Below are 23,133 nucleotides of genomic sequence, written 5' to 3' on the forward strand. Positions count from 1 at the left end.
ATTGCGGGATCTTATCGCGACGGCAGGTCTCCTGGCTCGCGGCTCGGCGCGCCTGCCGCCTTCCCGGATCGCTCCGGTGGCCACTGGCAGACGCTCGCCGCTCACAGTTGCGGGGGCAGCCGCGGATTCGGAACTTGCGTTCCTCACCGCATTCCCTTTTCACCCCGTCGCCGGGGCACCGTCACGCCATCGTTGTAGACGCATGACAGCTCTCGCACAACGGAGGCGCGGCGGAATCGTTTCCGACCCTTCAGGAAACGGCGCGGACATGCAGGTCGAGTGGCGGCGACGGGACGGCGGCCGTTTCCGAGAGCGGGACGCCAAGATGGGATTGTCCCCCCGGCGCACCCTCAGCGGCGCGAGCCGTGGCGACCGCATCATGACGGTCCCGGCTGCAGCATTCTACCCGAACACAAGAGCGTGATGTCGATGCGTACCTTGTCGCTGGTCTTGTCGCCGGTCCTGGCAGTCCTGGCGGCTGCGTCCTTACCTGCCCGGGCCGATGACAGCGTTGTCGCGCTCGCGGCCGGCGGCCTCGTTCTGGAGAAGACCGACAAAATCGCTTTGGTCTCCGAGGATCTATACCTGTCGGAGAAAGCCGTGCGGATCGACTACCGGCTCCGCAATCTGACCGACACGGATGTCGAGACGACCATCGCATTCCCGATGCCCGACATCACCGGGGATCCCGAGCGGCTCGCCTCAATCCCTGATCCGGCGCATGACAATTTCCTCAAGCTCGCTACCGCGATCGATGGCCAGCCTGTGGCCTCGCAGGTCGAGCAACGCGCCTTCTCACTCCGGAATGGAAAGACGCCGATCGACATCACCGATCGGCTGAGAGCCCTGTCCATTCCGCTGGTGCCGACCGTCGAGGCGACGGAGGAGGCCTTGCGCCGCCTCGGCGAGACCCGGCGTTTGGCCCTGATTGCCGACGGCATCTTGGTGCGGCAGGAGCACAAGGACGGCACGCTCGCGGATGTGCCGCTCTGGAGACTCACATCGACGTTCTGGCGGCGGCAGGTTTTCCCGGCCGGCCGGGAGATCGCGGTCCGGCAGAGCTACGTGCCAAGCCTGAGTGGGCAATCCAGCCTGTCCTACGGCTCCCCGGACCTGGATCCGCCGCGGAAGGCTCAGTACGCGAACCGGTACTGCACGGATCCCGCGTTCGAGAAAGCGGCCCAAGCCCTTTACCGCCGGGCGAGCGCCGACGGCAGCCGCGCGTTCCAGGCCTATGAGCAGAACCTTTCCTACGTGATTGCCGCCAGCGACAAAGGGGCCGGGCCGATCGGGACGTTCAGGCTGATCGTAGACAAGGGCGATTCGGCGACCCTGGTCTCGTTCTGCGCGCCCAACGTGAAGAAGATCGGCCCCACAACCTTCGAGTCGATCCTGAAGGACCACGTGCCCCAACGCGATATCGATGTCCTGTTCCTGAAGATCGGGACGGTCGATTGAGGCGCCGTTTTGCATCGGCGGCAAACGGCCGGGCTCCTTTCCGGAGCTGATCCGCGCAGCGGCCGACGCGCCCAGGCTTGACGGGCCCGTCCCGATGCGGGCACCGCCGGGTGCACCGTTCGGCCGTGTCCCCGGCGCGACCGGCCCATATCCGCCCCGGAGACATGATGGCCCCGGCAGACGCTTCGAATCTTGGCCTCGTCGAACTCGCCGCCGCCCGCCCGTCGCAGGCTGTGGTGATCGACGGCACGACGTGGCTGGAGATCGATCTCGCCGGCCGCTTCCCCGTCCATTCCGTCACCGTGGCCCTGGCCGAGGCCGGGACGCCGGCAGCCGACCACGCGATCCAGTTCTCACAGGACGGCACTGCCTGGACGGAGCCCGGCATCACGTCGAGGCGGGTTGCGGCGAATACCGGCACGGCGGTGATAGAGGCTGACGAGCGCGCCTGGGCGAGGCTGGTTCGCGTCGCGGTGTCGAAGACCGCCCCCGTCGTCGCGGCGCGGGTTTGGTCCGAGGCGGCGGCGATCGACCTGATCGCGCTGCGGGCGACGCTCGACCTCGACGTGACGCTCCTCAACGAGAAGCCGGGGGCCAACCGTTACATCGCCTACAGCCTCGAGAGCGGGCCCGATCGGGTCAGCCGCACCCTCGTCGGCCTGTCGCTGTTCGAGAACGGTGCGTTCGGCAATTGCCTCGTCCAGTACATCATCGCGATCTCGGTGGCGAAGGCACTGAACCTGAAATACATCAAGGTTCCGAAGGTCGACCGCAGCAAGGTGATCTTCCTGACCGAGCGGCTCACCCGCGACGGCATCACCTTCATTCCGCCGGACGCGGACCTGCCGGCGGACGGCTACTTCCTCTCCGGTCTTTATTTCGATCCGACGCAGTTCCAGCGGCTCGTGGGACTCCATACGCCGCCGGACTCGCAGGCGATCATCCAGGAGATCATCCGCCCGCTATTCAACGGGCTGCCCGCGACCTTCCCGAAGAAGCCCGACGACCAGCTCCTGATCCATATCCGATCGGGCGACATCTTCAGCACCTGGGTCGATCCGCACTATCCGCAGCCGCCCTTCGCCTTTTACCGCATGGTCATCGACCGGCTGCACAGCGAGGGTCGGATCCGGTCGGTGAAGCTGGTCTTCGAAAACCGGCTGAACCCGGTGATCGCCGAGGTTGAGGCCTATGCGAAAGGTCTCGGCCTGCCCGTGGAGATACAGAGCGAGTCGCTCGTGGCCGATGTCGCGGCCCTGGTGGGGGGGCGCTACCTTGTCTTCGGCCTGGGCACCTTCGGCCCGGCGATCTGCCACCTGTCGGACACGGTCGAGCAGGTGTTCTACTTCGCGTCCAATTGGCCGCAGGCTTTCCAGGGCATCGAGACTATCCGCAAGCTGGTGGAGGTCCGGGACATCGAGGGCCGCTACATGAAGGTCGGCGAGTGGCAGAACACCGATGCTCAGCGCCGCATGATGATCGATTACCCGGCCGAGGCGCTGGCCTTCGACGACGCCTGACGCTCAGGGCATGTCCTTGAGGCGCTCGGCCGGCGCTCCGGCCGGATGCGCAGAGCCGGCCTCGCGCGCCTTCAGGGCGTCCTGATAGAGGTTCTGGACATCGCGCCTGAAGGCGGCCCGGGAATCGTCGCGGGAATAGAACATGTGCCCCCCGGGATAGACCGCAAGGCTTAGCCGACCGGCGCCGTAGGCCGGGACCTGCGCCAGCAGCAGTTTCGAGGCGTAGTACGGCGTGACGAGATCGGTGAAGCCGTGGGCTACCAGCACCCGCAGGTGTCCGTCCAGCGCGAGGGCACCCTTGAGGTTCGAGAGCACCTCCGGCGCCTGCCGGCCCGAGCCCCAGCTCCAACCGCGGTTCACCGCGTTGCTCAGCAACTCGTAACGCAGGTTCGGCACAGGCCATTTCAGCGTGCGCGCGTAGAGGTCGATCATCGCGCTGGTCAGCGGAGCCTGGAGCGCCGTGAGCTGCGGATCCTCAAAGCTCGCCTGCGCAGCGTCCGGATTCGGGTCCCAACCCGTGATGCCGGTGTCGTAGGCGCTGGTGACGCGGCCTTCCGTGCGGTCGACCTCCCGCTGGATGCTGCGGGTGGAGAGGCGCCCGGCCTGGGCGCGGACGAAAGCCGGATCGAACCCGGTGAGCGGCGCGACCTTGTCGGTTATCCGGGCGACGGCGCCCGTATCGCTCGGACCCTTGAGCAGGTCGCTCAGATACGGACCGGCCGCGTAGGCCTCAGCCTCGCTGAGCAGCGCCGGGGTCGGGATGGTGCCGGCCCGCTCCAGCGCACCGGCGGCCAGGGAGGGCAGCTTCAGCACGTAGCCCCACGGGTTCGCCCGCGGGGTCTCGAGCCAGCCGAAGTCCAGGACGGGCGAGAGCAGCACCATCCCGGAGAGTCCGATCCCGATCTCTTCCTGCAGCTTCTCGGTGATCAGCGGCCCTCGGAAGCCGCCATAGCTCTCGCCGACGAAGAATTTCGGGCTCGCCATCCGCTCGTTGACCCGCAGGTAGCGCGCGATGACGGCGGCGAGCGTCGAAGCATCGCTGTCGATGCTCCAGTAGGTCTTGCCGTTGCCGTCGCTGGCGCGGCTGTAGCCGGTGCCGACTGGATCGATGAAGACGAGGTCGGTGAAGTCGAGCCAGGTGCCGTCGTTCGGCGTCAGCGCCACCGCTTGGGACGGACTGATGCTGGTGCCGCCGGTGGGCAATCGCCAGGGGCCGATCGCGCCGATATTTAGGTAGGCCGAGGCCGCGCCCGGACCTCCGTTGATCGCGAAGGTGACAGGTCGTGCGCGCCCGGCCTCCGGGGCCATGGTGTAGGCGACATAGGCGATCTCGGCCTGGAGCTTCCCGGCCTCGTCGACGAGGGGCAAGCTGCCGGCCGTGGCGGTGAAGTCGAGGCTGCGCCCGTCGGGGAACTTGATGCTCTGGCGGGTCGTGGAGTCCGGCGGCAGGCGACGGCCTTCCGGGCCCCGCGGTGCCGGCTTCGCCTCAGCCTGCGGCCCCGCATGGTGGGCGTCCTGCGCGTAGAGCGGCAACGGCGCCGTCGCCAGGGTGAAGCCGAGCGCGAGGCGCGCGAGACGCTTGTTGAGGAGCACGATCAAGCCTTCTTGTTCCAGCGGCCCGAATCGTCCTGCTGCCAGTAGGCGACGGCATGACCCGCCTCCTTGGCCTGGCGCCACTGCTCGCGGGCGCGCAGCAGGGCGTCCTGGTCGGTCCCGTCGAACAGGATGCAGATCCGCTCGTAGCTCTCTGCGTCGGGCGGCAAGTCGGCGCCCTCGACCAGGAACCGGATCGAGGCGGTGTTGGGGTTCACGTCGCGCAGGGTCAGCACCACCGGCTGGCCGGCCGCATCGGGATCCCGGTCGGTGCCGTGCGGCAGGAAGCTTTCGTCGGAATAGGTCCAGAGGTGGTCGTCGAGGGCCTGCAGCCGCTCCTCGGTGGCCGCCTGGATCGCGGCCTGCCAGCCCCGGCCGAGCGAGCGCTCGACGAGGTTCGGCAGCACCTTCTCCAGCGGCTGGCGCTGCATATGGTAGAACAGGATCTCGGTCACGATCCGACCGATATAGGGTTCAGACCCGCCACGCGAGCAGCGGCGCGCCGCCGCGCCTCGCCTGCCTTAGACCAGCCGGCTCTGCTCGATCGCCGCGCCGACGAACCCCTTGAACAGCGGATGCGGCTCGAACGGGCGCGACTTCAGCTCCGGGTGGAACTGCACGCCGATGAACCACGGGTGCCCGACATGCTCCACCGTCTCGGGCAGGAGCCCGTCCGGCGAGAGCCCGGAGAAGCGCAGGCCCTTGGCCTCCAGGCGCTCGCGATAGGCCATGTTGACCTCGTAGCGGTGGCGATGGCGCTCGGAGATCCGGTCCGAGCCGTAGATCTGGGCGATCTTCGAATCGGGGTCGAGCTGCGCATCGTAGGCACCGAGCCGCATCGTGCCGCCGAGATCGCCGACCGCGGCGCGCCGCTCCAGCTCGTTGCCGCGCAGCCACTCGGTGAGCAGGCCGACCACCGGCTCCGAGGTCTCGCCGAACTCGGTGGAGTTGGCGTCCGGGACGCCGGCCAGCGAGCGCGCGGCTTCGATCACCGCCATCTGCATGCCGAAGCAGATGCCGAGATACGGGATGCGCTTCTCGCGGGCATACCGGGCCGCGCGGATCTTGCCCTCGGCGCCGCGCTGCCCGAAGCCGCCGGGCACCAGGATGCCGTTCAGACCTTCGAGGAACGGCGCAGGGTCCTCGCGCTCGAACACCTCGGCCTCGATCCATTCGAGGTTGACCTTGACCCGATGGCTGATGCCGCCGTGGATCAGCGCCTCGGTCAGCGACTTGTAGGCGTCCTTCAGGCCCGTGTACTTGCCCACGATGGCGATGGAGACCTCGCCCTCGGGATTGCGCACCCGGTCGGAGATGGTGGTCCAGCGGCCGAGATCCGGCTCCTCGCCGTGCTCCAGGCCGAAATGGCCGAGCACCTCCCGATCGAGTCCCGCCTTCCGGTAGGAGAGCGGCACCTCGTAGATCGAGGCGACGTCGAGCGCCTCGATCACCGCGGTCTCGCGGACGTTGCAGAACAGGGCGAGCTTGCGCCGCTCCTCGACGGGGATCGGCCGGTCGCAGCGGCAGAGCAGGATGTCGGGCTGGATGCCGATGGAGCGCAGCTCCTTCACGGAGTGCTGCGTCGGCTTGGTCTTCAGCTCGCCCGCCGACGGGATGTAGGGCAGCAGCGTCAGGTGGACGTAGGCACAGGTGCCCCGGGGCAGTTCCTGGCCGAGCTGGCGGATCGCCTCGAAGAACGGCAGCCCCTCGATGTCGCCGACCGTGCCGCCGATCTCGACGAGGACGAAGTCGAACGTGTCGTTGCCGTCGAGGACGAAGTCCTTGATCGCGTTGGTGACGTGCGGGATCACCTGGATCGTGGCGCCGAGATAGTCGCCCCGCCGCTCCTTGGCGATGATGTCCTGGTAGATCCTGCCGGTGGTGATGTTGTCGGCCCGGCTCGCCGGCACGCCGGTGAAGCGCTCATAATGGCCGAGATCCAGATCGGTCTCGGCCCCGTCGTCGGTGACGAAGACCTCGCCGTGCTGAGTCGGGCTCATCGTGCCCGGATCGACGTTCAGGTAGGGGTCGAGCTTGCGCATCCGGACCCGATAGCCCCGTGCCTGGAGCACGGCGGCGAGCGCCGCGGACGCGAGTCCCTTACCGAGAGAGGAAACCACGCCGCCGGTGATGAAAACGTACCGCGTCATGGGCCTCGGTCCATAAAGAAGGCGTTGGCATTTGCCAAACGGCAAGCCTGCCGGCGATGAAATGTCTGGGGATCGGGCGGGCGCGAAGAACGGCCTGCCAGGATGGACCGGAGCCAAGCCGACTCGTCGGCCCTGCACGCATCCGCCGCCCGTCCTCTTGCTGCCCCCGGCCCCGATGTCACGCGCGTCCAGCGCAGACCCTGGATGCCTGATGCAGCATCTGCGCCGAATCTTAAATTCGCGTCGCCCTGTTCCGAACGTCGGCGACCGCCGTTCGGGAATGAATCCGGCATCCGTTTCAGCTGTGCGCGCCCGAATGGGGCGCGCGGTGCGTCAGCGCGACTGCGGCGCTTCGGGCACGGCCGGCTGGGCCGGAGCGGTCGCGGGCGCCCGGTCCTGCTGCTGGCGCAGGGTGTCGAGCAGATTGTCGGCCCCGGTCGGCTGCTTGGCCGGCTGCTTGGCCGGCTGGCCGGCGGGCGTCGACGCGCCAGTGTCGAGGATCGACTTCGGCGCCGCCGAGCGGTGCGACATCACGGCGAGCAGCATGCTTGTGGCGAAGAACAGGGCGGCCAGGATCGCGGTCGCGCGCGTCAGCGCGTTGGCCTGGCCGCGGCCGGTCATGAAGCCGCCGACGCCACCACCGCCGCCACCGCCGAGGCCCAGCCCGCCCTCGGAGCGCTGCAGCAGCACGACGCCGATCAGCGCCAGGACGATGATGAGGTGGACGACGATCAGGACGGTCTGCATCGGTGTTCCGGAATCTGGTTCGGCTTCGCGCGTCGGTCCTGACAGGCCGGTCCGGCGGCGGGCGCGGGGCGGCCGGTGCCAAGCATTCGACTTGGTGCGCCGGTCGCAAATCTGCGCCGGCCATACACCACTCGCCGGCTGCCGCCAACTTGACGATCGCCCCCCGGCTGTTCCCGACAGCCCTCGCGCCCGAGTGCCCGTCGTGCTCTGTCAGCGGGAAGGGTGGCTCACCGAACACGCCGCCCGCCCGGGAGGCCCGTCATGACCATCTCACGCCGTTCGGCGCTTGCCGCCGCGTTCGCCATCGCCGCCGCCGCGCCGATCCTGATACATGCGGGGCCCGCCATCGCAGCCAAACCGGGCGACTCCGCCCAGGGCACCGACGTCGAAGCGGCGGTGGACAACCTGACCAAGGCCCTGCTCGCCGCGGATGGCACCGCCCTGGACGCGCTCACCCTCGACGGCTTGAGCTACGGCCATTCCAGCGGCGTGGTGCAGGACAAGGCCGCCTTCATCGAGGCGTTGACCAGCGGCCGTTCGCGCTTCCCGAGCATCACCCTGTCGGATCGCTCGGCCTCGGTGATCGGCGACGATGCCATCGTCCGCCACGTCTTTACGGGCGAGACCATCTCGGGCGGCAACACCGCACCGGTCCATATCGGCGTGCTGCAGGTCTGGCGCCGCGACGGCGCTCGCTGGCGGTTGATGGCACGCCAGGCGTTCAAGCTCTGACGCGCTTCAGGGCTTCGTCCCCAAATATGGCCACCGGCTTTCGGAGTGGACGATGCGCGTCAAAAAAAGCGCGCATCGTGCCGGATCCAATGCCCGACACGATGGACTGAGTGCGGTCAGTAGCGCGACGGAACGAGCATCTCCGGCGGGGTCGGCGAGCGGATATAATCCGCGTGGCGAACCCGCTCGGGCAGATGGACATGCGGATGCTCGACCTCTTGGTAGGGGATCTGTTCGAGCAGGTGGCTGATGCAGTTCAGGCGGGCGCGCTTCTTGTCCACCGCCTCGACCACCCACCAGGGCGCCTCGGGGATGTGGGTGCGCGCCAGCATATCCTCCTTGGCGCGGGTGTAGTCTTCCCAGCGTCGGCGGGACTCGACATCCATCGGCGAGAGCTTCCACTGCTTGAGCGGGTCGGCGATGCGCATGTTGAAGCGCAGGGCCTGCTCCTCATCGGTGATCGAGAACCAGTACTTCAGAAGCACGATGCCCGAGCGGACGAGCATGCGCTCGAACTCCGGCACGGAGCGGAAGAACTCCTCCACGTCGGACTCGGAGCAGAAGCCCATCACGCGCTCGACGCCAGCGCGATTGTACCAGGAGCGGTCGAACAGCACGATCTCGCCGCCGGCGGGCAGGTGAGCGACGTAGCGTTGGAAGTACCATTGCGTGCGCTCGCGCTCGCTCGGGGCGGGCAAGGCGGCGACGCGGCAGACACGCGGGTTCAGCCTTTGGGTGATCCGCTTGATCGCGCCGCCCTTGCCGGCCGAATCACGTCCCTCGAACAGGACGACGACCCGCAGCTTGTTGTGCTGGACCCAGTCCTGCAGCCGGACCAGCTCGTGCTGGAGGCGCAGCAGTTCACGGAAGTAATGCCTGCGGTCCTGTCCGGATTCCGTCTGGCCTCCGAGGCTCTCGAGACGGTCGTCCTCGAAGCCGAGCTCCATCTCCTCGTCGTAACTGTCGAGAATTTCGCGGCGGATCATCTCCACCATCGTGGGGTCCGCGGAGGCGTGGTCGATCGTCATGTCGGGCTTCTTGGTCGGATGTCGTCACGACCTTAAAAGCAGGATCGTGTGACAGATCCGAGAAGCCCGCGCGCATCGTACCGGAACCGGGACCATGCGTTGACTTTCCAGATTGGCATGATCCCTTTCCGGACGCCGAAAACCACCGTTCGGGATCATGCTTCCAGGCTCACGCGTAGGCGGCGCAGATCCCCAGAAAGTCCTCGGCCACGAGGCTGGCGCCGCCGACCAGGGCGCCGTCGACATTCTCCACCGCCATCAGCTCGCGGGCGTTGCTGGGCTTCACCGAGCCTCCGTAAAGGATGCGGATCCGGTGGGCCTCGTCGCCGACGAGCTTGTCGAGCATTTCCCGCAGCGAGGCGTGGACCTCGGCGATGTCGCGGGGCGTCGGGGTGCGGCCTGAGCCGATCGCCCAGACCGGCTCATAGGCGATCACCGTGTCGGCCGCGGTCGCGCCCTTCGGAAGGCCGATGGCGAGCTGGGCGCGGACGATGTCGAGGGCGCGGCCCTGCTCACGCTCCTCGATGGTCTCGCCGACGCAGATGATCCCGCACAGGCCGGCGCGGCGGGCGCCGAGCGCCTTGGCGTGAACGCCGTCATCGGTCTCGTGGTGGTAGGCGCGACGCTCGGAATGGCCGACGATCACGTATTTGGCGCCGAGATCGGCCAGCATCTCGGCCGAGATGGATCCCGTGAAGGCGCCGCTCGGCCGGGCATGCAGGTTCTGCCCGCCGATGGCGATCGGGGACCCGGCGGTCGCCGCCACGCAGGAGCCGATGAGCGTCGCGGGCGGGCAGATCAGCACGTCGACACGGGCGGCGAGTTCCGGCGTGAGACCGTCGCGGATCGCTTCGACCACATTGATCGATGCCCGCGTCCCGTTCATCTTCCAGTTGCCGGCGACCAGCGGCTTCCGCCCCGTCTGCGTCATCCCTAGCCCTCGCCTCACCCCTGCGCCGCCTCGGTTTTCCGGGGTCGGCGGGGCCTACCAGAGCGAGCTTGGGCGCGCAAACCATCCGAAAGGGTGAGCCTTTGCCTGCGGGCGCGAATGGTCTATCGCGGTCGCCTTTCAGGGATGGCATCGGCCTGGCGACGGGTCGGGTGCCGAAGGTATCCGATCACAGATCATGCTTCAGGGCATCCGCAACGCCAGCCAGCATTGGTTCGGCAAGATCGTCTTGACGATCATCTTCGCGCTGCTGATCGCGGGCGTGGGGATCTTCGGCGTGGAGGAGTTCTTCCGCGGCGGCTCCAGCAGCAACGTCGCGACGGTGGGCAGCACGCCGATCACCGCCGAGCAGGTGCGCCAAGCCTACCAGAACCAGATGCAGCGCTATCAGGCGCAGCTGAAGCGTGCGCTCACCCCCGACCAGGCCCGCATGCTCGGCCTGGACCGGGCCGTGATGTCGCAGCTGATCACCGAAGCGGCCCTCGACCAGAAGACGCATGATCTCGGCCTCGGTGTGCCGGATGCCTCGGTGATCCGGGCGATCCACGACGAGAAGAGCTTCCAGAACGCCCAGGGCCAGTTCGAGCCGCAGCTGTTCTACCAGACCCTTCAGCGGGCCGGCCTGAGCGAGGGCATGTTCGTGCGCGAGCAGCGCGCCGTGATCGCCCGGCTGCAGCTCGCCGAGGCCGTGTCGTCCGACCTGCACGTGCCGGTGGCGATGCGCGAGGCGGTCCACCGCTACGCCACCGAGCGTCGCTCGGCCGCCTACGTGATGCTCACGCCCTCCGTGGCCGGGGAGATTCCGGCCCCGACCGAGGACGAGCTGAAGACCTGGTACGAGGCCAACAAGTCGGGCTTCCGGGCGCCGGAATTTCGCGCCACCACCCTGCTGGTGGTCGATCCCGAGGCGATGGCCAAGCCCGACGCGATCACCGATGCGGATGCCAAGGCCGCCTACGAGCTGAACAAGGGCCGCTACGGCAGCCCGGAGAAGCGCACGATCCAGCAGGTCGTGTTCCCGGATGCGGCCTCCGCGGAGGCCGCCCGCAAGGCGATCGAGGATGGCTCGAAGACCTTCGAGGCGGTCGCCGAGGCGCGCAGCACCGGCGGCACCGACCTGACGCTGGGCACGCTGACCAAGGCCGAGTTGTTCGACAAGGTCGTGGCCGATGCCGCCTTCGCACTGCCCGAGGGCGGCGTGAGCCAGCCGGTCCAGGGCCGGTTCGGCACCGTGCTGCTGCGCGTGACCAAGATCGAGCCTGGCACCGTCAAGCCGTTCGAGGCGGTCGAGGGCGAGATCCGCAAGAGCCTCGCGCTCACCCGAGCCCGCGACGCCATGGAGACGACCCGCGACGCCATCGAGGACCAGCGTGCCGGCGCCAAGCCGCTGGCGGACATCGCGGCCGAGCGCGGCCTCAAGCTCGTGACCGTCAAGGCGGTCGATCCCCAGGGCAAGGCCCCGGACGGGCAGCGTGTCGCCGATATTCCCGATCCGGATACCACCCTGCCGGCCCTGTTCCGCGCCGAGATCGGCGGCGACAACGAGCCGCTGCGCACCAAGTCCGGCGGCTATGTCTGGTACGATGTCACCGGCATCGACGCCGCGCACGACAAGCCCCTCGACGAGGTCCGGGACGGCGTGAAGGCCGGGTGGACCACCGCCGAGATCGCCAAGCGCCTCCAGGCCAAGGGCCGCGAGCTGGTCGAGAAGCTCAACGGCGGCGCGACCATCGAGTCAGTCGCTCAGGAGGTCGGTGTCAACACGCAGGAGGCGCAGGATCTCTCCCGCAACCAGGCGAAGGACATGCTCACCGCCGACGACGTGAACCTGATCTTCGCCACCCCGGTCGGCAAGGCCGGCACTGCGGCAGCGGGCGATTCGCGGGCGGTGTTCAAGGTGACGAGCGCGACGATGCCGGCCTTCGTCGCCGATACGCAGGCCGACAAGACCATCACCAAGAACTTCCAGTCCGCGCTGGCCGACGACGTGCTGTCCCAGTACATTTCGGAGGTCCAGAAGAACGCCGGTGTGAAGATCGACCAGACGGCCCTGCGCCGCGCCATCGGCGGAGAGAATTGAGGGCCATGGCCGAGGCGCCTGACTACGCGGCGTTTGCCGGACGCTACGAGGCCGGCCACCCGAGCCTCGTCGAGCTGAGCCTCGTGGCCGACCTGGAGACCCCGGTCGCGGCCTTCCTCAAGCTGCGCGCCCGGCATGCCGGGCCGGCCTTCCTGCTCGAATCGGTGGAGGGCGGCGCCGTGCGCGGCCGCTACTCCATGATCGGGCTGGATCCGGATCTGATCTGGCGCTGCCGCGACGGCGCCCCCGCCGTCGCCCGCGGCGCCGATCTCGACACCTTCCAGCTGGACGACCGGGCGCCGCTGGCCAGCCTCCGCGCCCTGATCGCCGAGAGCGCCATCGGTGAATCCGACGGGCAGGACCTTCCCCCGATGGCCGCCGGCCTGTTTGGCTATCTCGGCTACGACATGGTCCGCGCCATGGAGCGTTTGCCCGAGCCGAACCCCGATCCCCTCGGCGTGCCGGACGCGATCCTGGTCCGCCCGCGCGTGATGGTGGTGTTCGATTCGATCCGCGACCAGATCACCGTCATCTCACCCGTCCGCCCGGCGCCCGGCGTTACCGCCCGCGCCGCCTACGAGGCCGCGCTTCTGCGTATGGACCGTGTGGCGGAGGCCCTCGAAGGGCCTTTGCCGGTGGATGCCCGGGTGGACCTCTCGACGGTTGCGCATCCGGAGCCGATCTCGAACACCTCACTGGATGCCTTCGCCGCCATGGTGGCGCGGGCCAAGGAGTACATCGTCGCGGGCGACGTATTCCAGGTGGTGCTGTCCCAACGCTTCTCGGCGCCCTTCACGCTGCCGGCCTTCAGCCTGTACCGGTCGCTCCGGCGCACGAACCCGGCGCCGTTCCTCTGCTATCTCGATTTCGAGGCCTTTCAGATCGTCTGCTCGTCGCCGGAAATCCTGGTGCGGGTCCGCGAGGGCACCGTCACGGTGCGGCCGATCGCCGGCACGCGCCGCCGGGGCGCCACCCCGGCCGAGGATGTGGCGCTCGCCGCCGAGTTGCTCGCCGATCCGAAGGAATGCGCCGAGCACCTGATGCTGCTCGATCTCGGCCGCAACGATGCTGGCCGCGTCTCGAAGATCGGCACCGTGCGGGTGACGGATTCGTTCTTCATCGAGCGCTACAGCCAGGTGATGCACATCGTGTCGAACGTCGAGGGCGACCTCGATCCGCGCTACGATCCCCTCGACGCTCTGGCGGCGGGTTTCCCGGCCGGCACGGTCTCGGGTGCCCCGAAGGTGCGGGCCATGGAGATCATCGACGAGCTGGAGCGCGAGAAGCGCGGGCCCTACGCCGGCTGCATCGGCTATTTCGGCGCCCGGGGCGAGATGGATACCTGTATCGTCCTGCGCACCGCCCTGGTGAAGGACGGGCGGATGCACGTCCAGGCCGGCGCCGGCATCGTCTACGATTCCGACCCGGCCTCCGAGCAGCAGGAATGCGTGAACAAGGCCAAGGCGCTGTTCCGGGCCGCCGAGGAGGCGGTGCGGTTTGCCGCGCAGGCTAAGCGCGGGCAGTAGCCACCGGTTGACCGGAGGGGCACGAGCCGTCACATCGCCCCCATGCCCGAGCGCGCCGCGATGCCCAACGTCCTCGTCATCGACAACTACGATTCCTTCACCTGGAATCTCGTGCACCTGATCGGCCCGCTCTGCGGCGCCGTCGAGGTCGCTCGCAACGATGCGCTGAGCGTCGCCGATATCCGCGCGAAGGCGCCGGACGCGATCGTGCTCTCGCCCGGCCCCTGCACGCCGAACGAGGCCGGCATCTGCCTTGAGGTCGTGCGCGATCTTTCCGACGAAATTCCGATCTTCGGGGTCTGCCTCGGCCTCCAGGCGATTGGCCAGGCCTTCGGCGGCGACGTGATCCGCGCGCCGCTGCCCCTGCACGGCAAGGTCTCGACTATCCGGCACGGGGCCAGTGGCCTGTTCCGGGACCTCAACGACAGCTTCGAGGCGACGCGCTACCACTCACTGGTGGTCGACCGCGCGAGCTGCCCGGAGACCCTGCGGGTCACCGCCGAGGCGGACGGCCTGATCATGGGGCTGGAGCACGCCGAGCGGCCGCTGCACGGGGTCCAGTTCCACCCCGAGAGCATCCGGTCTCAGCACGGCACGGAGATCGTGAAGAACTTTCTGGATCTCGCCGCCGCCTGGAACGCGGCGCGTGACAGAGCGCGCCCCGACGTGCATTGACGCCGGACGGCCGGGGCGGCCTTCCGACAGAGCGCATGGACAGTTTCAGACCCCATCTCGCCAAGGTCGCCGGGGGCTTGGCCCTCGACCGCGCGGAAGCGCGTGCGGCCTTCGACGACCTGTTGTCGGGCGAGGTCACCCCCGTCCAGGCGGGCGCCTTCCTGGCCGCCCTCAAGGTGCGCGGCGAGACCGTCGAGGAGATCGTCGGTGCGGCCGAGGCGATGCGCGCCCGCATGACCCGGATCGCGGCGCCCGACAACGCGGTCGACGTGGTCGGCACCGGCGGCGATCATTCCGGCAGCGTCAACGTCTCGACGCTCGCCGCCATCCTGGTCGCCGCCTGCGGCGTGCCGGTGGCCAAGCACGGCAACCGCGCGGCGACCTCCCGCTCCGGCGCCGCCGACGTGCTGGCGGCGCTCGGTGTCCAGCTCGGCCTCGATGCCGAGGGCCAGGCCCGGTGCCTTGCCGAGGCCAATCTCTGCTTCCTGTTCGCCCAGGCCCATCACGGCGCCATGCGCCACGTGGCGGCGGTACGCTCCGAACTGCCGGTGCGGACGATCTTCAACCTGCTGGGCCCGCTCTGCAATCCGGCCGGCGTCGCCTACCAGCTGTTCGGCGTCGCCCAGGAGGCGCTGGCCGAGCCGCTGACGCGGGTGCTCGCCGAGCTCGGCAGCCGCCGGGTCTGGACCGTCCACGGCTCCGACGGGCTGGACGAGATCACCGTCACCGGGCCGACCCGGGTGGTCGCTCTCGAGGACGGCCGTATGTCCCGGTTCACCATCGATCCGCAGGAACTCGGCCTGACGCTGCGTGCGCCGGAAGACCTGCGCGGCGGGGATCCCGCCGACAACGCCCGGGCGCTCGAAGCCGTCCTGGCGGGCGCACGCATCGCCTACCGGGACATCGCCGTTCTGAATGCCGGTGCAGCCCTCGTCGTCGCGGGGGCGTCGCCGACCCTGGCGGAGGGGCTCGCGCGGGCGCAGGATGCCGTCGATTCCGGGGCGGCGCGTGACACCCTCGCCCGCCTGGTCCGGGCTTCGAACGATCGCTCGAACGGGCAGGAGTGCCGATGAGCACGCTCACGCAGGAATCGGTGGCCCAGGCGGGTTCTGCCGAGGCGCCGCACGAGCGGCCCAATGTGCTGGCCCGGATCGAGGCCTACAAGCGCCGCGAGATCGCCGAGGCGAAGCTCCGGGTGCCGCTGGCCAAGCTGGAGCGCCGCGCCCTTCAGGCCGAGCCGGTGCGCGGCTTCGCGTCTGCGATCCGGACCCATCTCGCCGCCGGGCGTCCGGCCCTGATCGCCGAGGTGAAGAAGGCTTCGCCGTCGAAGGGGCTGATCCGGGAGGATTTCGCCCCCGCGATGCTGGCGGCGGCCTACGAGGCCGGCGGGGCCACCTGCCTGTCGGTGCTGACCGACGAGCCGTCGTTCCAGGGACGCCCGGAATACCTGACCGAGGCCCGGGCGGCCTGTGGATTGCCGGTCCTGCGCAAGGACTTTCTGTTCGAACCCTACCAGGTCTACGAGGCGCGGGCCTGGGGCGCCGATTGCATCCTCGTCATCATGGCCTGCCTGGATGATGACGAGGCGCAGGCCCTGGTCGCCACCGCCCACGAGCTCGGCATGGATGTGCTGGTCGAGGTGCATGACGAGGCCGAGCTGGCCCGGGCGCTGCCGCTGGGGACCGCCCTGATCGGGATCAACAACCGCAATCTCAAGACCTTCGAGGTCTCGTTCGACACCGCGATCCGTCTCGGACCCGGCATTCCGAAGGATCGGATCGCCGTGGCCGAGAGCGGAATCGGCGGCCATGCCGACGTGGAGCGGCTTCGGCAGCACGGCCTTGGGGTGGTGCTGGTCGGTGAAAGCCTCATGCGTCAGGCGGACGTGACCGAAGCCACCCGCGCGCTGCTGTTCGGCGAGGCCGGCGGCCCGGAGCCGGACGCCAAGGCCGGCAAGGCCAAAAAGCAAGACGACAAGAAGCAAGACGACAAGAAGAAGGGCTGAGCATGGAGCCCGGTTCGACGCTCACCCATCTCGACACGAGCGGCGCGGCCAACATGGTCGACGTCACCGACAAGCCCGCCACCGACCGCACCGCCCGGGCCGAGGGCTGCGTGGTGATGCGGCCCGAGACCCTGGCGCTGATCCGCGAGGGCGACGCCAAGAAGGGTGACGTGATCGGCACCGCCCGACTCGCCGGGATCATGGCGGCCAAGCGCACGCATGAGCTGATCCCGCTCTGCCATCCGCTGCTGCTCTCGAAGGTGCGGGTGGAGTGCGAGCTGGACCCGGCGCTGCCGGGTCTTCGCATCGCCGCCGAGGTGCGGGTCCAGGGGCCGACCGGGGTCGAGATGGAGGCGCTGACCGCCGTCTCGGTCGCCTGCCTCACGGTCTACGACATGGTGAAGGCAGTCGATCGGGGCATGCGGATCGAGGGTATCCGGCTGACCGCCAAGGATGGCGGGCGCTCCGGTTCCTACCGGGCACCCGAGGCATGAGCGGCCTGATCCCGGTTGCCGAGGCGCTGGCGCGGGTCCTGGCGAGTGTGCCCGGCCCGGTCGAGGCCGAGACCGTTCCGCTGGCCCAGGCCGCCGGCCGGACGCTGTCAGCCGACGTAACCGCCGCCCGGACGCAGCCGCCATTCCCGGCCTCCGCCATGGACGGCTACGCGGTCCGCTTCGCCGATGCCGCCGCTGTCGGGGCGAGCTTGAAACTAGTCGGGACAAGCGCGGCCGGACACGGCTTCTCCGGCCGGATCGGCCCCAGCGAGGCGGTGCGGATCTTCACCGGCGCGCCGGTCCCGGAGGGCGCGGACGCGATCCTGATCCAGGAGGATGCGCAGGCCGAGGGCGACACCGTCCGCGTCATGGAGGCGGTCGAGCAGGACCGCTTCATCCGCCGGGCCGGGCTCGACTTCACCGCCGGCGAGACTCTGCTGGTCGCCGGCATGAATCTCGACGCGCGCCGCCTGGCGCTGGCCGCCGCAGCCGGCCATCCGCGCCTGTCGGTCCGGCGCCGGCCGCGCGTGGCGATCCTCGCCACCGGTGACGAGCTGGTGGAACCCGGCGCCGCACCGGCCTGGGACCAGATCGTCGCCTCGAACAGCTTGGCGCTCGCTGCGCTTGCCGCCGAAGCGGGCGCCGAGGTCATCGATCTCGGCATTGCCGCGGACGATCACGGTGCTCTCGAAGACGCCTTCCGCCGTGCCCGCGAAGCTCAGGCCGATCTGCTGGTGACGCTTGGCGGCGCTTCCGTGGGCGACCACGATCTCGTCCAGGCGGCTCTGGCCAAGGAAGGGCTGGAACTTGGCTTCTGGCGGGTGGCGCTCCGGCCGGGCAAGCCGCTGATGCAGGGGCGCCTCGGCGACATGCTGGTGATCGGCCTGCCGGGCAATCCGGTTTCGTCGATCGTCTGCGGGCTGCTGTTCGTGGTGCCGGCGATCCGGGCCCTCCAGGGCGATCCGCAGGCCGGCGCCGACCGCAGCGAGCCGGCCACGCTCGGCCGCGACCTGCCGGCCAATGACGGGCGCGCCGACTACATGCGTGCGAGCCTCACCCTCGAACCCGGCTGCCTGCCGGTGGCGGATCCGGAGAAGCGGCAGGATTCGTCGATGCTGGCGGTGCTCGGCCGCGCCGAAGCGCTGCTCATGCGCGCACCCCACGAGGAAGCCGCCAAAGCCGGCGACCCGTGCCGGATCATTCGGCTGGACCGTCGGCTGATCTGACGGATCACCGCACCACGCGCCAGACCTTCAGGGGGCCAGGCACCGTGACGGGCTCCAGCCGGTCGGTGTGAGCGTCCCCGCGAGTGAGGCGCGTCGCGAAGGCCGGAGTGGCCTGAAGGTTGTCGGCGGGCCGGGACGGGCAGGTCACCAGATAGCGGATCTGGAAGGTATCGAGCACCCGGTCGAGATCCGCCTCGGTTCCGCCGAGGCCCTCGATCGCCGCTGTCAGCCCCGGGATCGCCCGGTGATAGGGCGCGGCCACGATCGTGTGCGGCGTGCGCAGGAGGATCGACGGTCCCAGAAAGATCGGCGCCAGCACGGTTCCAGGCGGAAGCGCCGCCAGGGGCCGCACGGCGGCGTCGCCCTGGCAGGCAATGACACCCGCCGAATCAGGGGCCGTCCGTGAAGCCGGCGCGATCCAACCGGCGAGTGCCATCGGTGCCAGCCAGAGCGTGCTGACCAGGCCGCTGCCGAGAGCGAGAGCGCCCCAGCGGCGAACGGCCGTTCCGGGGGCGGCGGCGCGCGTCAAGGCGCGGTCGATCACCGGGCCCGCCACAAGCGGCACGAAGCCCGAGGCGATGTAGAGCCCGCGGAATTGGAAGACCCCGAGGATCAGGCCGGGCCACAGGAACAGCGCCGCGATCGACCAGGCCCGGCGCTGCGGGCCACGCCAGGCCATCCAGGTCGCGGTCAGGCTCCCGATCAGGACCACCGGATAGAAGACCAGCATCTCCCACCGCCCCTGAGCGACGGATTTGGGCAGCGAGGCCATCTCGTTGACGGTGAGCAGCCAATGGTCCCGGACCAGGGGTGTCATGCCGGGAAACGGCCCCTCCAGGCAGATTGGGAAGGCCAGACCGAAGCCGCCGATCAGAAGGATCCCGCAGAGGACCGCAAGGGCGATCCGCAATCCGGGCGTGCCGAGCCGGCGCCTGAGCGCGGTTGCTGCCAGCGCGAAACCGAAGCCGCCGGCGGCGAGCCACAGCCAAGGCGGCGAGAGCGCGTCGCAGCGCGTTGCGGTCCAGAGGGTGGGGGCGGTCTGCGCGGCGAACAGGAGCGGCGCCGCGACGCCGAGCCCGACGCCGAAGCCGGCAAGGCCGGGGAGGGCGGGGCGGCCGCGCCAGCACCAGGCGCCGACGCAGTACAGGGCGGCGAGCGCCAGGTAGGGAAGCCCCTCCAGCCCCACCGCCAGCGACAGGGCCGCCAGGCCACCGCCCACGAAGGCCGCTGGGAAACAGCCGCGCATCAGGCAGAAGGCGAGGCCCAGCATCGCCAGGATCTGCACGTTGTGGTGGTCGACCCGCCCCGGCTGGAACTGGATGGCGATCCCGAAGGTCTGCGTCGCCACGAGTACCGCCAGGATCGCCGCCCGGCCCCCGAAGGTTCGCCGCACGCCCCGATAGAGCAGGGTGCAGTACAGGCCGAACAGCAGCACGGGCCAGAACGCGGCGATCAGACCCTCGGCCAGGGGCCGGCCCGCCAGCAACGTCAGCGCACCGATCAGAGCGGCGATCGGCGCGTCCACGAGGCGCGACCAGTGGCTCGCCACGCCTTCGGGCGCCAGGAAGCGGTACTGGACGTTGTCGTACCAGGGCTGGCCGGCCAGCAGGTCCCGCACTTCGACGAGCCGCATGGCATCGTCGGTATCGGGCACGCGCAGGTGCCGGATCGTGTCCCAGATGTCCTGCGGCGCGTTCAGGGTCGCGAGCGACAGGATGACGAGCAGCCAGAGGAAAGCGCGGGTGTCGATCCGTCCCGGCAAGGCGGCGGCCGCGGGCGGCATCGGTGCGGGTTCCAGACGCGCCGCGATCCGACGCCCGATGTAGCCTGCGCGAACCGGCTTAATGGCCGGTCAATCGACCGTGAGTCGGTTCCTTAACCATCCGTCCTCAATCTCCGCGCGAGCTGGCCGGGATCAGGCCGCGACGGCAGCCGGAGCAGGGGATGAGCCACCACACCGAGACGCTGGTGATCGGCGCGGGGCCCGCTGGCCTCACGGCCGCTTACCTGCTGTCGAAGCAGGGGCGGTCGGTCACCGTGCTGGAGCGCGATCCGGCGCAGGTCGGCGGGATCTCGCGCACCGTCTCGCATAACGGCTACCTGTTCGATATCGGCGGCCACCGGTTCTTCTCGAAGTCGAAGGCGGTGGTCGATCTCTGGGACGAGATCCTGCCCAACGACTTCATCGAGCGCCCGAGGCTGTCGCGGATCTATTATCGCGGCAAATACTACGCCTATCCGCTCAAGGCCTTCGAGGCGCTGCGCAATCTCGGCCTGCTCACCAGCACGGCCTGCGTCGCCTCCTACCTGTATGCCCGCATGAAGCCGGTGCGGGACCCGAAGAACTTCCACGCCTGGGTGCGCAACCAGTTCGGCGAGCGGCTGTTCTCGATCTTCTTCAAGACCTACACCGAAAAGGTCTGGGGCATGTCCTGCGACGCGATCTCGGCCGATTGGGCGGCGCAGCGCATCAAGGGCCTCGATCTCGGCGCGGCGATCCGTGACGGGGTCAAGCGCTCGCTGGGCCTGCGCAAGGCGCACAAGGCCGGCGGCCCGGTGATCAAGACGCTGATCGAGTCGTTCCGCTATCCGCGCCGGGGCCCCGGCATGATGTGGGAGGCCGCCGCCGCCAAGATCCAGGCGCAGGGTGGCCGCGTGCTCCTCGACCGCGGCGTCGATTCCCTCAGTTATGATTCCGGCACCGGCATCTGGACGGTGGCGGCCCGCAGCGCCGACGGCAGCCGTGAGACCTTCACGGCCCGGCACGTGATCTCGTCCGCGCCGGTGCGGGAGCTGGTGGATTCGATCCGCCCACGCCCGCTCAGCACCTTCAACGCCCGGGCGCTGAAGTACCGCGACTTCCTCACCGTCGCGCTCATCGCCAAGTCCCAGAAGAATTTTCCGGACAACTGGATCTACATCCACGATCCCTCGGTGCAGGTCGGGCGAGTGCAGAACTTCCGGTCCTGGTCCCCCGAGATGGTGCCGGACGAGGATCACACCTGCCTCGGGCTCGAATATTTCTGCTTCGAGGGCGACGGGCTCTGGACCGCATCGGACGGAGACCTCGTGGCTTTGGCCAAGCGCGAGATCGGTCAGATCGGCCTGATCGACCCGGCCGATGTGGTCGATGCCTGCGTGGTCCGGCAGCCCAAGGCCTATCCGGTCTACGACGAGGATTACGCCGGCCACGTCGTCACCGTGCGCCGCGAACTCGAGCGGGATTTCCCGAGCCTGCACCTCGTCGGCCGCAATGGCATGCACAAGTACAACAACCAGGACCACGCGATGATGACCGCGATGCTGACCGTGGAGAACATCCTCTGCGGGCGGCGCCGGCACGATGTCTGGCAGGTCAACGAGGACGCGGAATACACCGAGTCCGGCGTGTCCGGGGCTCAAGGAGCGCTGGGAAGCGAGCGCCTCGTCCCCCGAAAGGTCGCCTGACACGCGACAGGTGCGGGCGCGCGTCACCGCCGCAACTTGCCCGTTTGCGGGCATCGTCTATGTCCGACGCGGGACTGCCCAGCACCAAGGGCGGCCGGGAGGATGTTTGACGATGCGATCGCTGTTCATCGCTGCGCTCTGGGCGGGTGTCGCCATGCCCGTATTCGCCCTATCGGCCAACGCGCAGGGCGCGGCGCCGGCCGAGACCAAGTCCAAGGCCGACGATCTGGAGAAGCTGCAGAGCTTCCACAGCACCGACACCCAGGCCGCCCCCGAGATTCCGCAGACCGGCCGCCGCGCCGACGCGATCCGCAAGACGCTCGGCAAGATCAAGCTGCCCGAGGGCTTCAAGATCGATCTCTACGCCGTGGTGCCCGATGCCCGCTCCATCGCGGTCGGTCCCAATGCCGGCGTGCTGTTCGTCGGCACCCGCAAGAACAAGGTCTATACGGTCACCGACCGCGACAAGGATCGGGTCGCCGACGAGGTCCGAGCCTTCGCGCCGGGCATCACCTTCAAGATCCCCAACGGCGTCTGCTTCTCGAAGGATGGCGTGCTCACCGTGGTCGAGCAGAACCGGGTGCTCGCCTTCCCGGCCGCCGAGTTCTTCTATGAGAACCCGGACGTCGCCGCCGGCATCCTGGTGAAGGAAGGCGCCCTGATCCCGGCGGCCGAGGAGAGCTTCAACCACACCGCCCGGGTCTGCCGGGTCGGCGCGGACGGGAAGACCTACATCGCGCTCGGGCAGCCCTACAACGTGCCCCCCGCCGACAAGATGGACCTGTACCGGAAAGCCGGCATCGGCGGCGTCATCCGCATCGATGCCGACGGCAAGAACCGCGAGGTTTACGCCACCGGCATCCGCAATTCGGTGGGCATGGATTTCGCCACCGACAAGTCGCTTTGGTTCACTGACAACCAAGTCGACGGCATGGGCGACGACAAGCCGCCAGGCGAGCTGAACCACGCCACCAAGGCCGGCGAGAACTTCGGATTCCCCTGGTACGGCGGCGGCGCCGTTCGCACCGTCGAGTACAAGGACCAGACCCCGCCCGCCGACGCGGTGCCCCCGGTGGCCGAGCTGCCGCCGCACGCGGCCGATCTCGGGATGACCTTCTACAACGGCAAGCAATTCCCGGCCTCGTACAAGGGCGGGATCTTCATAGCCGAGCACGGCTCCTGGAACCGCACCGAGCCGGTGGGTGCCCGGGTGATGTTCGCCCCCATGGGGGCGGACGGGAAGCTCGGCGCCGTGAAGCCCTTCGCGGAAGGCTGGCTCACCGGCGACGGCGAGTATCTCGGCCGCCCGGTGGATGTGGCGGTGATGCTCGACGGCTCGCTGCTGGTCTCGGACGATTCCGCCGGGGCGATCTACCGGATCTCCTACGAGAAGTAAGGGATCGCCTTCCCTCCCCCTTGCGGGGAGGGATCGAGGGTGGGGGTGGTGCAGACGGCACCGCACCGCTCCAGCTTCCCCACCTCCAACTCCTCCCCGCAACGGGG

At 69.0% G+C, this 23,133-nt stretch carries 19 protein-coding genes and 1 riboswitch; of the genes, 12 read left to right on the top strand and 7 right to left on the bottom strand.

The window, feature by feature from the left end; genetic code table 11:
* Positions 1 to 3: 3 nt before the first annotated feature.
* Positions 4 to 198: riboswitch (cobalamin riboswitch) on the bottom strand.
* Positions 199 to 423: 225 nt separating this feature from the next.
* Entirely contained in the window at positions 424 to 1,458 is a 1,035-nt protein-coding gene (locus MKK65_RS30815) for a DUF4424 family protein (protein WP_243961990.1), read from the top strand.
* A 164-nt stretch (positions 1,459 to 1,622) separates the two neighbouring features.
* Positions 1,623 to 2,978: a discoidin domain-containing protein gene (locus MKK65_RS30820; protein WP_243961992.1), complete on the top strand. Its 1,356-nt coding sequence runs from the start codon at positions 1,623 to 1,625 to the stop codon at positions 2,976 to 2,978.
* 3 nt (positions 2,979 to 2,981) lie between these two features.
* Here the strand turns inward: MKK65_RS30820 and MKK65_RS30825 are convergent, their stop codons facing one another.
* From MKK65_RS30825 to secG, 4 genes are all read right to left on the bottom strand, one after another.
* Positions 2,982 to 4,571 carry a S10 family peptidase gene (locus tag MKK65_RS30825; protein ID WP_243962067.1) on the bottom strand — a complete coding sequence of 530 codons (1,590 nt, stop codon included), beginning with the start codon at positions 4,569 to 4,571 and terminating at the stop codon, positions 2,982 to 2,984.
* Positions 4,572 to 4,573: 2 nt separating this feature from the next.
* Positions 4,574 to 5,026, bottom strand: a complete 453-nt coding sequence (locus tag MKK65_RS30830) for a DNA polymerase III subunit chi (protein ID WP_007561502.1) — start codon at positions 5,024 to 5,026, stop codon at positions 4,574 to 4,576.
* A gap of 66 nt (positions 5,027 to 5,092) precedes the next feature.
* Positions 5,093 to 6,721 carry a CTP synthase gene (locus tag MKK65_RS30835; RefSeq protein WP_058192697.1) on the bottom strand — a complete coding sequence of 543 codons (1,629 nt, stop codon included), beginning with the start codon at positions 6,719 to 6,721 and terminating at the stop codon, positions 5,093 to 5,095.
* Positions 6,722 to 7,054: 333 nt separating this feature from the next.
* Positions 7,055 to 7,468, bottom strand: coding sequence for a preprotein translocase subunit SecG (secG, locus tag MKK65_RS30840; protein WP_243961994.1), 414 nt, complete (start codon positions 7,466 to 7,468; stop codon positions 7,055 to 7,057).
* Positions 7,469 to 7,729: 261 nt separating this feature from the next.
* Here secG and MKK65_RS30845 point away from each other — a divergent pair, with 261 nt between their 5' ends.
* The gene (locus tag MKK65_RS30845; protein WP_243961995.1) at positions 7,730 to 8,200 is read left to right on the top strand and encodes a nuclear transport factor 2 family protein; all 471 of its coding nucleotides are present in this window, start codon (positions 7,730 to 7,732) and stop codon (positions 8,198 to 8,200) included.
* A gap of 116 nt (positions 8,201 to 8,316) precedes the next feature.
* Here MKK65_RS30845 and ppk2 read toward each other — a convergent pair whose 3' ends face one another.
* Both ppk2 and tpiA read right to left on the bottom strand, forming a co-directional pair.
* Entirely contained in the window at positions 8,317 to 9,228 is a 912-nt protein-coding gene (gene ppk2, locus MKK65_RS30850) for a polyphosphate kinase 2 (protein WP_243961997.1), read from the bottom strand.
* 169 nt (positions 9,229 to 9,397) lie between these two features.
* Entirely contained in the window at positions 9,398 to 10,159 is a 762-nt protein-coding gene (tpiA, locus tag MKK65_RS30855; protein ID WP_243961999.1) for a triose-phosphate isomerase, read from the bottom strand.
* A gap of 196 nt (positions 10,160 to 10,355) precedes the next feature.
* On the opposite strand from tpiA, the gene MKK65_RS30860 reads away from it, so the two are divergent.
* The 7 genes from MKK65_RS30860 to glp are packed head-to-tail and all read left to right on the top strand — an operon-like array spanning position 10,356 to position 18,183.
* Positions 10,356 to 12,257 carry a peptidylprolyl isomerase gene (locus MKK65_RS30860; RefSeq protein ID WP_243962001.1) on the top strand — a complete coding sequence of 634 codons (1,902 nt, stop codon included), beginning with the start codon at positions 10,356 to 10,358 and terminating at the stop codon, positions 12,255 to 12,257.
* A 5-nt stretch (positions 12,258 to 12,262) separates the two neighbouring features.
* The gene (gene trpE, locus MKK65_RS30865) at positions 12,263 to 13,783 is read left to right on the top strand and encodes an anthranilate synthase component I (RefSeq protein WP_243962003.1); all 1,521 of its coding nucleotides are present in this window, start codon (positions 12,263 to 12,265) and stop codon (positions 13,781 to 13,783) included.
* Positions 13,784 to 13,843: 60 nt separating this feature from the next.
* Positions 13,844 to 14,458: an anthranilate synthase component II gene (locus tag MKK65_RS30870; protein ID WP_243962004.1), complete on the top strand. Its 615-nt coding sequence runs from the start codon at positions 13,844 to 13,846 to the stop codon at positions 14,456 to 14,458.
* A gap of 35 nt (positions 14,459 to 14,493) precedes the next feature.
* A complete protein-coding gene (gene trpD / locus MKK65_RS30875) occupies positions 14,494 to 15,531 on the top strand; it encodes an anthranilate phosphoribosyltransferase (protein WP_243962006.1) in 1,038 nt (345 codons plus the stop codon).
* Entirely contained in the window at positions 15,528 to 16,463 is a 936-nt protein-coding gene (gene trpC, locus MKK65_RS30880; protein WP_243962008.1) for an indole-3-glycerol phosphate synthase TrpC, read from the top strand. Before trpD ends, trpC begins: the two co-directional genes overlap by 4 nt.
* Before the next feature lie 2 nt (positions 16,464 to 16,465).
* The gene (moaC, locus tag MKK65_RS30885) at positions 16,466 to 16,957 is read left to right on the top strand and encodes a cyclic pyranopterin monophosphate synthase MoaC (protein ID WP_243962009.1); all 492 of its coding nucleotides are present in this window, start codon (positions 16,466 to 16,468) and stop codon (positions 16,955 to 16,957) included.
* Positions 16,954 to 18,183: a gephyrin-like molybdotransferase Glp gene (gene glp / locus MKK65_RS30890; protein ID WP_243962010.1), complete on the top strand. Its 1,230-nt coding sequence runs from the start codon at positions 16,954 to 16,956 to the stop codon at positions 18,181 to 18,183. Before moaC ends, glp begins: the two co-directional genes overlap by 4 nt.
* A 4-nt stretch (positions 18,184 to 18,187) precedes the next feature.
* Here the strand turns inward: glp and MKK65_RS30895 are convergent, their stop codons facing one another.
* Positions 18,188 to 19,966: a hypothetical protein gene (locus MKK65_RS30895; protein WP_243962011.1), complete on the bottom strand. Its 1,779-nt coding sequence runs from the start codon at positions 19,964 to 19,966 to the stop codon at positions 18,188 to 18,190.
* A 161-nt stretch (positions 19,967 to 20,127) separates the two neighbouring features.
* Between MKK65_RS30895 and MKK65_RS30900 the strand changes: the two genes are divergently transcribed.
* Both MKK65_RS30900 and MKK65_RS30905 read left to right on the top strand, forming a co-directional pair.
* Entirely contained in the window at positions 20,128 to 21,630 is a 1,503-nt protein-coding gene (locus tag MKK65_RS30900; RefSeq protein ID WP_243962012.1) for an NAD(P)/FAD-dependent oxidoreductase, read from the top strand.
* 112 nt (positions 21,631 to 21,742) lie between these two features.
* Entirely contained in the window at positions 21,743 to 23,026 is a 1,284-nt protein-coding gene (locus MKK65_RS30905) for a PQQ-dependent sugar dehydrogenase (protein ID WP_058192709.1), read from the top strand.
* Positions 23,027 to 23,133: the final 107 nt, after the last annotated feature.

It is taken from the genome of Methylobacterium sp. J-001 (assembly GCF_022829565.1).
Classification (GTDB): domain Bacteria; phylum Pseudomonadota; class Alphaproteobacteria; order Rhizobiales; family Beijerinckiaceae; genus Methylobacterium.